We start from the raw sequence: 13225 nt of genomic DNA on the forward strand, positions 1-13225 counted from the left end.
TCCACCCGCAGCCGCTCCACGACCTCCCCCGAAACGGCGGCTCGGCGACCCGTCACACCGGCACCCCCGCTTCCAAGTACAACGCGGCACCCCGCTCCCGCGCCCGCAACGCCCACCGCAGCCGCTCGTACCGCACCGGCGGCAACAGATCCGCGGCCTCTTCCTCGGTCACGAACCGCCAGTCACGCAACTCGGGTCCGGGCAGCACGGGCCGCTGTGCCCCGCCGGTGTCGAGCCGACCTCCGTCGAACAGCAGGCGCAGTCCCCCGTATCCCGGCGGCCTAGGCGCCTCCCAGTCCACCACCAGCAGCCGGGGCACCTCGTCGAGCCGTATCCCGGTCTCCTCGACGACCTCCCGCATGCCCGCCCGCGCGGGCGCCTCTCCGGCCTCCACCACTCCGCCGGGGAACTCCCAGCCGGCCTTGTAGGTCGGATCGACGAGCAGGACCCGGTCGTCCTCGTCGAACAGCAGAACCCCCGCGGCGACCGTCTCGGCGGTCGGCTCGGGGGTCTGCACGATGTCGCACACGCGTACGTCGTCGGTGGCCACCGCGTCGGCGATACGCCGCGCGGTCTCGTACGGGGTGAGGGCGCCGGTGTCGACGAGGTGGGCATCGGCGGTGAGCCAGCCGCCCAGCGCGGCACGGTAGGGCGCGATGTGGTCGTACGCCCATTGACGCATCCGCATCTCCCCGTCGGGGAGGTCGGGCGGTATCTCCCGCCCGGCTATTCGCTCTCGCAGGATCGTTTCGGCCGGGGCCAGGAGCAGATGCCGTACGGGTATGCGACGCGAGGCGAGGCCACCGAAGATCTCGTCGCGGTACTCCTGGCGGAGCAGGGTCATGGGGACCACGAGGGTGCCACCCAGCTCGGCGAGCAGGGCGGCGGCGGTGTCGACCACGAGCCGTCGCCAGCTCTGCAGGTCCTGGAAGTCGCCGACCTCGGCGAGGCGTTTGGCCGGCAGCAGGTGTGTCAGTGCGCCGCCGATGACCTCGGGGTCGAAGAGCGTGCTGTTCGGGATCAGTTCGATCAGTTCCCGTGCGGTGGTGGTCTTCCCCGCACCGAACGCACCGTTGATCCAGACGATCACGGTTCCCCCTCTTCTGTTGGCCCCCTGAGCCTTGCCCTCCACTCCGCCACGGAAACCAGCCGCTGATGAGGAGCCGAAATACGACGGCGGCGGGTCCCCCACCGAGTGGGGGACCCGCCGCCTGCGATGCGAGGAGAGGCGGACCGGGAGTCCGCTGTCACCTACGCGGCCGTCAGCCTTCCTTGCCGCCCTTGCCCTCCTGGTCCGCCTGGCCCCCCAGGGCGTCCTCGTCGACCGCCAGGCTGTCGCTGGAGACGGTGCTGCCGACCTCGCCGAGCGTGCCCTCGACGTCCAGTTTGCTCAGCGCGTCCGTCTTCCCGACCGTGTCCCCGGCGTCGAGACCGTGCGACGGCGTGATGGCCGCGACGACGAAACCGGTGGCGAGGGAGGCGATGGCGAGCATGCTGCGCTTCTTCATGCCCCGCTCAACTGCGGAACGTCCCACGGGGTCACGGCCGACGTCCGGCGTTTCGGCTCAACGCCCCGCTCGCCCCGGGCCCGGGCGGGAAGACGACACGGCCACCAGGCCTGGAGCGCGGCACGGCCAGGGGCGGGAGCACGGAGCGGCCACGAGTGGGAAGAGGTGGCACCCTCACCGGGCGGCACCCCCCACAGCGCGGCACCCCCCAGGGCGACAAAGCCGCACGGCGATCCCGCATCCGCTTCCGCCGATGCGGGATCGCATTCCGGCCTCCCCGCTCCCGCGGCTCCCACAACGCCCCCGCAGTCACGCCACCGGCGTGCTCGGCCGGCGCGCCAGTGCCGCCGCGGCGGCTCCCACCAGGCCCGCGTCCGTGCCCATCACGGCCGGGGCGATGGTGAGGTGCTGGACGAAGGAGAGGGTGGCGTAGTCCTTGAGGGCGGTGCGGAGGGGGGCGAAGAGGACGTCGCCGGCGTTCGCGACGCCGCCGCCGATGACGGCGATGTCGATCTCGACGAGGGTGGCGGTGGCGGCGATACCGGCGGCGAGGGCCTGCGCGGCGCGCTCGAAGGAGGCCACCGCGACCGGATCACCGGCCTGTGCGGCGGCGGCGACCGCCGCGGCGGAGGCGTCGCCGTCGGGGCCGGGTCGCCAGCCGTTCTCCCGGGCGCGGCGGGCGATGTTGGGTCCGCTCGCGATGCGCTCGACGCAGCCGCGGGCGCCGCAGGGGCAGGCGTCGCCGTCGAGATCGACGCTGATGTGACCGATGTGACCGGCGTTCCCGGTGGGGCCCGCGTGCAGCTGACCGCCGAGGACGAGGCCACCACCGACGCCCGTCGACACGACCATGCACAGCGCGTTGTCATGGCCGCGCGCCGCGCCCTGCCAATGCTCGGCCGCCGTGATGGCCACGCCGTCGCCGATCAGCTCGACGGGGAGCCCGCCGGTGGCCGCCCGGACCCGCTCGACGAGCGGGAAGCCGCGCCAGCCGGGGACGTTCACCGGGCTCACCGTGCCGGCCGAGGCGTCCACCGGGCCCGCGCTGCCGATCCCGACGGCCGTGGCCCTGCCCCACAGTGGCGCGGCGGTCAGCTCGCCGAGCACCTCTTCCACGGCCCGCATGACGGTGTCGCCGTCCTCCTGCGCGGGCGTCGGGCGCTGGGCGCGCACCAGGATCCGGCCGTGGCCGTCCACCAGCGCCCCGGCGATCTTGGTGCCGCCGATGTCGAGCGCGGCCACGAGGTCGGTCTGCATCAGTGTCAGCTCTCCCGCTGCGAGTCTCCTACCGGGTACCCGAATCCAGCGGCACCCGGATCTCCGGCCGGAAAACGGGCAGCACGACGCTCGCCTGGTGGGGGCGCCGGCCAGAGAATGCGATAGACAGTCTCCCCCGGCTGTGACAACGTTGTCCAGGCTCTATGCTCGACGCCACATCCTCCACAGCCGCGCAATTCCGACACGGCACCACCCGCCACACCCTTGGACGACAGGACAGGACAGCGCATAGTGCCCGAGACCGCCAACGGCATCGCCCGCCGCCCCGAGAACCGCTACGGCAACCGTCCCACGATGAAGGACGTCGCGGCCCGGGCCGGGGTGGGTCTGAAGACGGTCTCCCGGGTGGTGAACGGCGAACCGGGTGTCACCCCGGACACCGAGCGCCGTGTCCAGGAGGCGATCGAGGCGCTCGGCTTCCGGCGCAACGACAGCGCACGGGTGTTGCGCAAGGGCAGTACGGCCACCATCGGCCTGGTCCTGGAGGACCTCGCCGACCCGTTCTACGGTCCCCTCAGCAGGGCGGTGGAGGAGGTGTCCCGCGCCCACGGCTCGCTGCTGATCAACGGGTCCAGCGCGGAGGACCCGGACCGCGAGCAGGAGTTGGCGCTGGCGCTGTGCGCCCGCCGCGTCGACGGGCTCGTGATCATTCCCGCCGGTGACGACCACCGGTATCTGGAACCCGAGGTCAGGGCCGGCGTCGCCACGGTGTTCGTGGACCGCCCGGCCGGGCGGATCGACGCCGACGTCGTGCTGTCGGACAACTTCGGCGGGGCCCGCGACGGCGTCGCCCACCTCATCGCCCACGGCCACCGCCGGATCGGGTTCATCGGCGACATGCCCCGCATCCACACCGCCGCCGAGCGGCTGCGCGGCTACCGGGCGGCCATGGAGGACGCCGGCATACCGGTCGAGGACGCGTGGATGTCCCTGGGCGTCACCGACCCCGAGCGGGTCCGCAGGGCGGCCGAGGACATGCTGTCCGGTCCGTCGCCCGTCACGGCGGTCTTCGCGGGCAACAACCGGGTGACGGTGACGGTCGTACGGGTCCTCGCCGAGCACACCCGTCCGGTCGCTCTCGTCGGCTTCGACGACTTCGAGCTGGCCGATCTGCTCCGGCCGGGCATCACCGTGGTCGCCCAGGACCCCGCCCGGCTGGGCCGCACCGCCGCCGAGCGGCTCTTCCAGCAGCTGGACGGCTCCCTCGTCGCCCCCGAGCGCATCGAGCTGCCGACGCGCCTGATCGCCCGCGGCTCGGGCGAACTCCCGCCCGCGGACTGACTCTTGGACGCCCCCGACCCCCGTACGCTCGAAGCGCTCGGCCTCGCCGTGGCGCCGCGCGAGGACCCGCTCAGCTACCCGGGCGCGTGGCCTGACGTGTCGGCGCTCCTGGACGGCAACCGGATGCTGCCGCTGGACACGCTCGTCTTCGAGGACCGGGTGCCCGTCCTCTCCGTCGGCTCCAACGCCTGCCCCGCGCAGCTCGTGCACAAGATGGCGGAGCACGGTGTCGGGTGCCGGATCCCCATGGTGAAGGCCAGGGTCACGGGCATCGGGGTCGGTGTCTCCGCCCACGTCAGCCTGCTCGGCTACCTGTCCGCGTCGCCGTTCCACTCCCCCGGCTCCACCGGCGAACTGTTCATCACCTGGCTCGACGAGGCGCAGCTCGCCGTGGTCGACGCGAGCGAGGGCGTCGACTCCCCGACCGGCAACTTCCACCGGGCCGCCCTCCCCGCCGCCGACTTCCGTGTCGAGCTGGAGTCGGGCCACGTCCTCGACCAGGCCTGGATCTACGTCAACCGGTGGGGCGTTCTGCGCGACGGCGGACCGGGCCCACGCCCCCACCCGGGCCGACAGCGGCCGCTCATCACCGAACTCCTCGCCGCGTCCCCCGAGTTGCGCGAGCTGTTCGGCACCACACCGGACGAGTTCTGCGCCCGCGCGCGCGGCAACCGGGGGTTGTGCGTCCAGGGCAGGGAGGTGTTCGCCGAGCAGAGGTGGACGACGGTGTCGGGTCTGGAGCAGTACGTACGACCGCATCCGCAGTCGCGGGCCTGACCCGGGCGCGGCCCGGCCCCAGGGCGTGTTTCGGAAGTCCCTTCTGCTCTGCGACGCCCGGCACGCTCCCCCACTCTCGGCTCCGCTCGAGCGGGAGGGACCCCCACCGCCGCACCGGACGAAAGGCCAAGTACGCCCAGCGCCGAGAGCACGCACCGGACGCCGCAGAGCCGCCCTTCGGGCGACGAAGGAACTTCCGAAACACGCCCTAGCTTGACTCTGTCGGGGATCTTGGAGTTTCCCGGTGCGGCAGCAAGATCGACGGGCATGCTCGGGTAGTTCCGCCGACCGATACAGCTGTCGAGGTGCTCGTTGTCTCTTCGTCCCCGTTCCGGTGAGCAGGTCCCGTCTCTGACTGCGCAGGTTGCGCGGGCGAGCAACCCGGACGGCACGACGGCGATATGGGTACGTGACCGCCTCGATGGGCTGTGGTGCGACGAGGACTTCGCCGACTGGTACCCGCGGAATGGGCGTCCGGGGCTCTCGCCTGCTCAACTGGCCACCGTCTGTGTGCTGCAGTTCCTGCTCGGCCTGTCGGACCGGCAGGCCGCCGAGTCGGTCCGCTGCCGCATTGACTTCAAGTACGCCATGGCCATGGAGCTGGACGATCCCGGCTTCCACCACAGTGTGCTGGCCGACTTCCGAGACCGTCTCGCCGAAGACGACCGCGCCGACCGCCTCCTCGACCTCGCACTGGCCCGCCTCAAGGAGGCCGGCCTGGTGCGCGGGCGCACCACGCAGCGCACCGACTCCACCCACGTCCTGGCCGCGGTGCGCGACCTGACCCGCCTGGAGATGGTCACCGAGGCGGTCCGCGCCGCACTCGAAGAAGTCGCCGGCACATCCCCGCACCTGCTGGACGAGCTGGTCGATGAGGACTGGGGGCTCCGCTACGGCCGGCCGGTCCGCCTGGGCAGGAACCCCACCAAGCCCAAGACCAGGATTCTTGCCACCGGAAACGACGCCGTCCGACTCCTGGAACACCTCTACCAGCACGGAGCAGACCGCACATCCGGTCCTCGTATCCAGGCCCTGCGCCAGATCATGGTGCAGAACTACCACCGTGACGCCGCAGGACATCTGCGCTGGCGCACCGCCGAGAAGGAAGGCGGGCCCGGGCTGCCGCCCTCGTCCCGGGCGGTCGTCTCTCCCTACGACACCTCGGCCCGCTACGCACGGCACGGACACATCATCAGCTGGAAGGGGTTCACCGCCCACCTTACCGAGACCTGCGCTCCCGACGGCCCCAACGTGATCACCGACGTGGCCACCACCGCGGCCACCACCCACGACAGCCAGGTCCTGCCCGGCATCCACACCCGCCTCTCCCGCCGCGGACTGCTGCCCGCCGAGCACCTGGTCGACGCCGGCTACACCTCCCTGCCCCACCTGGAACAGGCCACCCGCGAACACCAGGTCACCGTCTCCGGGCCGCTGAAGAGCAACCCCACCCGCCAACACCGCCGAAATGAGGGCTTCGCCCGGGACGACTTCCGCATCGACTACGACCATCAGCAAGTCACATGCCCGCAGGGGCAGGTCAGTGCGGGCTGGCACGGCCCCTACCCGACCTCCTCGCCCACCGCGGCCCCGCTGATCGTGGCCAGGTTCACCAAGAGCCAGTGCCGCCCCTGCCCGGCCCGCATCCAGTGCACCACCACCGCCGACAGCGCCCGCACCGTGGGATTTCCTCCACGAGAGCTCCGTGACCTGCAACTCCGTGTCCGCGCCGAGCAGCAGACGCCCGAGTGGAAGACGCGTTACGCGGTCCGCTCCGGAGTGGAGGGCACGGTCAACGAGTTCGCCCACGGCCACGGCATGCGGCGCTGCCGCTACCGAGGGCAGGGAAAGGCCCACATCCAGCACGTCCTGACGGCCATCGCCGTCAACATCGAGCGCCTCAGCGGATTGCCACCGGCCGAGGAAGCCCCCATACCCCGCCGACCGACTGCCTTCCAGAGCTACCTCGACCAGCGCGAGTTACCTCGGCTGAAATCCTGGCGAACCCTGGGCAGTTGACCTCGCCAACCCCAAGATCCCCGACAGAGTCAAGCTAGCAGACCGGGAGGCCGGGTACCGGGGCGTCGTTGTCGCCGCCCTGGATGTAGACGTCGCTGACGAAGACGTTCGTGTTGCCGCTGTCGTCGTCGGTCTTGGCCCACCAGACGTTGGTCCACTCGCCGGAGGTCTCGCGGCGGCCCAGGTTCTGCTGGCAGTAGAAGTAGTTGGTGCCCTGGTTGAGGACGCCGACCTCGGTGCCGGAGGCCGTGTAGGACTTGGCGGTGGTCCAGACCGTGCAGTTGTACTTGCCGCCGCCGATCGAGTGGCAGACCGGTTCCTCCTGGGTCTCGCCTCCGCCGGCCCCGCCGGTCGTGCCCCCGCTGGTGGAGCCGCCCGAGCTGTCCGAACCCCCCGTGCCGCCGCCGGTGGTGGTGCCGTCGCTCGCGTTCTTCGACGGTGAGGCGGACGCCTCGGTCTCCTTGTCGTCCTCCTGCGTGGCCTTCTCGCCGGGGCTCGCGGACTTGCTGTCGTCCTTCTCCTCGGCCTCGGAGTCGTCGGAGAGGTCGACCGTGCCCCGGCTGCGGCCCGGGGAGGGAGTGCCTCCGCTCGATTCGGTGGCCTGGGGCTGGGCGCCCGTCTCGGAGTCGTCGCCCGCGGTGAGCAGCGCGACCGTGACGCCCGTGGCGGCGAGCACCACGGTGACGGCCACGGCGGCGAGGAGGGCACGGCCCTTGCGTGGACGACTGCCGCCGGTCGAGGACAGGGCGGTGACGGCACCCGACGCGGGGACCGGCGCCTGTGGCGCGCCCGCACCGGATCCGCCGACCGCCGGCGAGGCCCCTGTGCCGGGCCCCGGGACCGGCTGCGGCGGGCCGAAGCCGGGGGTCGGTCCTGTCGAGCCGAACCCGGCACCCGCTCCCGCATCCGTGGCGCCGGTGCCCGCGCCCGCCGTCGGCGGTCCGAACCCCGGCGGCACCGACGGGACGCTTCGCTCGGTCTCCGCCCTCGGCCGCGATGCCGGGCCGCCGCCCGGCCCCGCCGTCGGGGAGTCGAGCCCGTCCCCGCAGGCCACGGCCTCCAGCAGTTCGCGGGCCCGAGCGGCGTCCGGGCGGTGCTCCGGGCGCTTGTCCATCAGCAGTCGCAGCACGGGCCCGAGCGGTCCGGCCCGCTGGGGTTCGGGCAGCGGGTCGACCACGATCGCGGTGAGCGTCGACCAGGTCGACGTACGCCGGAACGGGGAGGCGCCCTCGACGGCCGCGTACAGAGTGGCGCCGAGTGCCCAGATGTCGGAGGCGGGGCCGGGGTCGTTGCCCTGGGCGCGTTCGGGGGCCAGGTAGTCGAGGGAGCCGACGAGTTCGCCGCTGCGGGTGAGGTGGGTCGCGGAGCCGTCGCCCGGGTCCTCCATGGTGGCGATGCCGAAGTCGGTGAGGACGACGCGGCCCGAGCGGTCCAGCAGGATGTTGCCGGGCTTGACGTCGCGGTGCAGGACGCCGACGCGGTGGGCGGCGCCGAGGGCGTCCATCACCTTGGCTCCGATGGCGGCCGCCTCGCGCGGGTCGAGGAGGCCCCGGTCGCGCAGGACGTCGTCCAGGGACGGGCCGTCGACCAGTTCCATGACGATCAACGGGCGTCCGTCGACCTCGGCCACGTCGTGCACGGCGACGACCCCGGGGTGCCGGACGCGGGCGGCGGCCCGTGCCTCGCGCTGCATCCGCAGCCCCAGGTCGGCCAGTTCGGGCGCGCCCGCGTCCGTGTAGGTGCGCAGCTCCTTGAGGGCGACCTCGCGGTGGAGCACCTCGTCCACGGCCCGCCAGACGACGCCCATGCCGCCGCGTCCTAGCTGCTCCACGACCCGGTACCGCCCGGCGAGGATCCGCCCGGCACCGTCCGTCCGTTCGTTGGCCCCCGAAGACACCCGCGCCCCGTTCCTGTGACACACCGACGAATGGCGTACAGCCTAAGCCGTGGGCAGGGGCGCTCCGGACCGGCGGCAACGGCTGTCACAGGACCGCTACTCGTCCGCCGTGCGGCCGACCCCGCTACTGGCCGGAGAGCGTCGGATCGGCCCGCCGGGGCGCCGCGAAGCCCTCCAGGCCGGCGCGGGTCAGACCGGTCGCGCCGGAGACCTCGTCGAGGTCGAGGGCGCCGCAGTCCAGGCCCCGCAGCAGGTAGCCGCTGAGGGCCTTGGCCGTCGCGGGCTCGTCCATCATGTCGCCGCCGACGCGGCCGGCGTAGCGGGAGAGGCGGGCGGCGGCCTGTTCGTAGCCCTCGCGGTAGAAGGCGAAGACGGCCGCGTAGCGGGTGGGGATGTGGCCGGGGTGCATGTCCCAGCCCTGGTAGTAGGCGCGGGCGAGGGCACGGCGGGTCAGGCCGTAGTGCAGGCGCCAGGCGGCGTGGACCTTCTCGGTCGGGCCGACCGGCAGGACGTTGGTGGAGCCGTCCGAGACGCGTACGCCGGTGCCCGCCGCGGCGACCTGCATGATCGCCTTGGCGTGGTCGGCGGCGGGGTGGTCGCTGGCCTGGTGGGCGGCGGAGACACCGAGGCAGGCGCTGTAGTCGAAGGTGCCGTAGTGCAGGCCGGTGGCGCGGCCCTCGGCTGCGTCGATCATGCGGGCGACGGTGGCGGTGCCGTCGGCGGCGAGGATGGCCTGGCTGGTCTCGATCTGGATCTCGAAGCCGAGCCGGCCGGGTACGAGTCCGCGCGCCTTCTCGAAGGCCTCGAGGAGCCGGACCATGGCCGTGACCTGTTCGGCGTACGTCACCTTGGGCAGGGTCAGGACCAGCCCGTCGGGCAGGCCACCGGCCTCCAGCAGGCCGGTGAGGAAGATGTCGAGGGTGCGGATGCCCCGGTCGCGGACCGGTGCCTCCATGCACTTCATACGGATGCCCATGTACGGGGCGGCCGTGCCTGCGGCGTACGCCTCCGCGATCAGCCGGGCGGCGCGGGCGGCGGCCTCGTCCTCCTCGGCGTCCGGACGCGGCCCGTAGCCGTCCTCGAAGTCCACGCGGAGGTCCTCGATCGGCTCGCGCTCCAGCTTGGCGCGGACGCGGTCGTACACGGGCCCGGCGAGGTCGTCGCCGAGGTCGAGGACGGCGGCGAAGGAGGCCGCGTCGGGGGCGTGCTCGTCGAGGGCGGCGAGGGCCCGGTCGCCCCAGGTGCGGACGGTGTCGGCGGCGAAGACGTCACCGGGGACGTAGACGGTGTGTATGGGCTGGCGGGTGCCGGGGTCGCCCGGGTAGCGGCGCTCCAGCTCCGCGTCGACGGGGGCGAGGGAGGCGCTGATCTCCTCGCTGACGGCTCCCGCGAGACTCGTCGCCACGTTCTCCTGCCGACCCTGCCCCATTCCACACCCTCCGTTTTCCGTAGTACGGAATCAAGAATCCGCATAACGAAGCTAAGCGTCGATCTTCACCCCGGTCAATACTGTCTCGAAGTGGGATTGCCCATGCTTTCCCCCTGGTCACTGCTGACCCGCCCTCTTCTTCCGTATTCATGGGGCAAGGTTCATCCTGACTCCCAAGGGAGGAGATCGCGTGTCGAAAGAGGTCGGAGTGACGCGTCGCCAAGGACTCAGGTCCGCGGCGGCCGCCGCCATCGCCCTGCCGCTGCTGACCACAGCGGGTGCGTCACAGCCGGCGTCCGCCGGTGAGCACGCGGGGGCCCTGAACGTGATGACGTTCAATGTGCGCTTCGCGACCGTCGTCGACAAGACACCGCGCTGGGCCGTGCGTCGGCCGGTGATGCGGGAACTGCTGCGCCGCGAGCGACCGCATGTCATCGGCACCCAGGAGGGGCTGTACCAGCAGCTGCGCATGATCGAGAAGGATCTCGGCGGGCACTACGACTGGATCGGCACCGGCCGAGGGGGCGGCAGCAAGGACGAGTTCATGGCGATCTTCTACGACACCCGCAGACTCGACCCGATCGAGTTCGATCACTTCTGGCTGTCCGGCACCCCGTACGCGATCGCCTCCAACACCTGGGGCGCGGACTGGCTGCGCATGGTCACCTGGGTCCGCTTCGCCGATCTCGCCGACGGAGGGCGGGAGTTCTACGTCCTCAACACCCATCTGGACAGCGTCAGCCAGTACGCCCGGGAGCGCTCCGCGGGGCTCATCGGCGAGACGATCGCCGGATGGGACCGGTCGTCGCCGGTCATCGTCACCGGCGACTTCAACGCGGCCGCCCACGACAACCGGGTGTACGACCTGATGCTGGACCACGGCCTCGTGGACGCCTGGGACGCGGCCGGCTCCCGCGGCCCGGCGTACGGGACCTACCACGGCTACCGGGCGCCCGAGCCCGATGGCCGGCGCATCGACTGGATCCTGACCTCGCCCGGGGTGACCACGCACTGGGCGGCGATGAACACCTTCTCGATGGACGGGATGTTCCCGAGCGACCATCTGCCGATGCAGGCCTCACTGACTCTGGGATGAGCCGAGGCCCCCGCGACCGTTCCTTGGGTTCGGGCGGTCGCGGGGGCCTCGGACGACTCAGGAGGGTCAGCCCTTGCGGGTGTTGATCTCCTCGGTGAGCTGGGGGACGACGTCGAAGAGGTCGCCGACGACGCCGTAGTCGACGAGGTCGAAGATGGGGGCCTCGGCGTCCTTGTTGACGGCCACGATCGTCTTGGAGGTCTGCATGCCGGCGCGGTGCTGGATGGCGCCGGAGATGCCGTTGGCGATGTACAGCTGCGGGGAGACACTCTTGCCGGTCTGGCCGACCTGGTTGGTGTGCGGGTACCAGCCCGCGTCCACCGCGGCGCGGGAGGCGCCGACGGCGGCGCCGAGGGAGTCGGCGAGGGCCTCGATGAGTCCGAAGTTCTCGGTGCCGTTGACGCCACGGCCGCCGGAGACCACGATCGCGGCCTCCGTCAGCTCCGGGCGCCCGGTCGACTCGCGCGGGGTACGCGCGGTGACCTTGGTGCCGGTGGCCAGCGCACCGAACGTCACGGCCAGCGCCTCGACCGTACCGGCGGCCGGGGCGGCCTCCACGGCGGCGGAGTTGGGCTTGACGGTGATGACCGGGGTGCCCTTGGAGACACGGGTCCTGGTGGTGAAGGAGGCGGCGAACACCGACTGCGTGGCCACCGGACCGGAGTCACCGGCCTCCAGGTCGACGGCGTCGGTGATGATGCCGGAACCGATGCGCAGCGCCAGACGGGCGGCGATCTCCTTGCCCTCGGCGGAGGACGGGACGAGGACGGCGGCCGGGGACACGGCCTCGACGGCGGCCTGCAGCGCGTCGACCTTCGGCACGACCAGGTAGTCGGCGTACTCGGCGGCCTCGTGGGTGAGAACCCGGGTCGCGCCGTGCTCGGCGAGGGCGGCGGCCGTGCCGGCGGCGCCGGCACCGAGCGCGACGGCGACGGGCTCGCCGATGCGGCGGGCCAGGGTCAGCAGCTCCAGGGTGGGCTTGCGGACGGCACCGTCCACGTGGTCGACGTAGACGAGAACTTCAGCCATGGGATTGCTCTCCTGCGGATTGCGAAGGCCTAAAGGGGGCGGGGCGGGGCGGGGACGGGTCGGGCCTCGGCCGGACCCACGGGTCGCGGCGGGCCACAGGGCCTTAGATGAACTTCTGGCCCGCGAGGAACTCGGCGAGCTGCTTGCCGCCCTCGCCCTCGTCCTTGACGATCGTGCCGGCGGTACGCGCCGGGCGCGCGGCCGCGGAGTCGACAGCCGTCCAGGCACCCTCCAGACCGACCTCGTCCGCCTCGATGTCGAGGTCGGACAGGTCCCAGGCCTGCACCGGCTTCTTCTTCGCCGCCATGATGCCCTTGAAGGACGGGTAACGCGCCTCACCCGACTGGTCGGTGACCGACACCACCGCCGGCAGCGACGCCTCAAGCTGCTCGGAGGCGGTGTCACCGTCACGACGGCCCTTCACCACCCCGTCCTCGACGGACACCTCGGACAGCAGCGTCACCTGCGGAACACCCAGACGCTCCGCGACCAGCGCCGGAACCACACCCATCGTGCCGTCCGTCGACGCCATACCGGAGATCACCAGGTCAAAGCCGGCCTTCTCGATCGCCTTCGCCAGCACCAGCGACGTACCGATCGCGTCGGTGCCGTGCAGGTCGTCGTCCTCGACGTGGATCGCCTTGTCCGCGCCCATCGACAACGCCTTGCGCAGCGCGTCCTTGGCGTCCTCCGGACCCACCGTCAGCACGGTGATCTCGGCGTCGTCGGCCTCGTCGGCGATCTGCAGCGCCTGCTCCACCGCGTACTCGTCCAGCTCGGAGAGCAGACCGTCCACGTCGTCACGGTCGACGGTCAGGTCATCGGCGAAGTGCCGGTCGCCAGTGGCGTCGGGCACGTACTTCACAGTGACAACGATCCTCAAGCTCACGCCGGCTCTCCTACTGCATCGT

11 protein-coding genes are annotated in these 13225 nt (G+C 72.0%); 4 read left to right on the forward strand and 7 right to left on the reverse strand.

From position 1 onward, the window contains the following. Positions 1–52 precede the first annotated feature (52 nt). From OG272_RS04230 to OG272_RS04240, 3 genes are all read right to left on the reverse strand, one after another. Positions 53–1090 carry an NUDIX domain-containing protein gene (locus OG272_RS04230; protein WP_327731142.1) on the reverse strand — a complete coding sequence of 346 codons (1038 nt, stop codon included), beginning with the start codon at positions 1088–1090 and terminating at the stop codon, positions 53–55. Between the two features lie 172 nt (positions 1091–1262). After that, positions 1263–1508, reverse strand: a complete 246-nt coding sequence (locus OG272_RS04235) for a hypothetical protein (RefSeq protein ID WP_326584909.1) — start codon at positions 1506–1508, stop codon at positions 1263–1265. A gap of 309 nt (positions 1509–1817) precedes the next feature. After that, complete coding sequence (locus tag OG272_RS04240; RefSeq protein ID WP_327731141.1) at positions 1818–2765, reverse strand: ROK family protein; 948 nt, start codon at positions 2763–2765, stop codon at positions 1818–1820. A gap of 252 nt (positions 2766–3017) precedes the next feature. Between OG272_RS04240 and OG272_RS04245 the strand changes: the two genes are divergently transcribed. The 3 genes from OG272_RS04245 (at position 3018) to OG272_RS04255 (ending at position 6863) form a co-directional block, all read left to right on the forward strand. Next, complete coding sequence (locus OG272_RS04245; RefSeq protein ID WP_326584907.1) at positions 3018–4067, forward strand: LacI family DNA-binding transcriptional regulator; 1050 nt, start codon at positions 3018–3020, stop codon at positions 4065–4067. Between the two features lie 3 nt (positions 4068–4070). Continuing rightward, complete coding sequence (locus OG272_RS04250) at positions 4071–4844, forward strand: hypothetical protein (RefSeq protein ID WP_328222358.1); 774 nt, start codon at positions 4071–4073, stop codon at positions 4842–4844. 312 nt (positions 4845–5156) lie between these two features. Beyond that, positions 5157–6863 carry an IS1182 family transposase gene (locus OG272_RS04255; RefSeq protein ID WP_328222359.1) on the forward strand — a complete coding sequence of 569 codons (1707 nt, stop codon included), beginning with the start codon at positions 5157–5159 and terminating at the stop codon, positions 6861–6863. A 34-nt stretch (positions 6864–6897) separates the two neighbouring features. Here OG272_RS04255 and OG272_RS04260 read toward each other — a convergent pair whose 3' ends face one another. Both OG272_RS04260 and OG272_RS04265 read right to left on the reverse strand, forming a co-directional pair. Continuing rightward, on the reverse strand, positions 6898–8760 hold the full coding sequence (locus OG272_RS04260; RefSeq protein ID WP_327731139.1) for a serine/threonine-protein kinase: 1863 nt from the start codon (positions 8758–8760) through the stop codon (positions 6898–6900). A gap of 124 nt (positions 8761–8884) precedes the next feature. Further along, entirely contained in the window at positions 8885–10189 is a 1305-nt protein-coding gene (locus tag OG272_RS04265) for a DUF6986 family protein (RefSeq protein ID WP_405892583.1), read from the reverse strand. 190 nt (positions 10190–10379) lie between these two features. Here OG272_RS04265 and OG272_RS04270 point away from each other — a divergent pair, with 190 nt between their 5' ends. Next, complete coding sequence (locus OG272_RS04270) at positions 10380–11285, forward strand: endonuclease/exonuclease/phosphatase family protein (RefSeq protein WP_328222364.1); 906 nt, start codon at positions 10380–10382, stop codon at positions 11283–11285. A 66-nt stretch (positions 11286–11351) separates the two neighbouring features. On the opposite strand, the gene OG272_RS04275 is transcribed toward OG272_RS04270, so the two are convergent. Continuing rightward, positions 11352–12314 carry an electron transfer flavoprotein subunit alpha/FixB family protein gene (locus OG272_RS04275; RefSeq protein ID WP_326574322.1) on the reverse strand — a complete coding sequence of 321 codons (963 nt, stop codon included), beginning with the start codon at positions 12312–12314 and terminating at the stop codon, positions 11352–11354. A gap of 103 nt (positions 12315–12417) precedes the next feature. Then, positions 12418–13203 (reverse strand): electron transfer flavoprotein subunit beta/FixA family protein, encoded by a 786-nt coding sequence (locus OG272_RS04280; protein WP_327731136.1) that lies wholly within the window; start codon positions 13201–13203, stop codon positions 12418–12420. Positions 13204–13225 lie beyond the last annotated feature (22 nt).

Origin of the sequence: Streptomyces sp. NBC_00104 (assembly GCF_045160825.1) — a bacterium.
Lineage (GTDB): Bacteria > Actinomycetota > Actinomycetes > Streptomycetales > Streptomycetaceae > Streptomyces.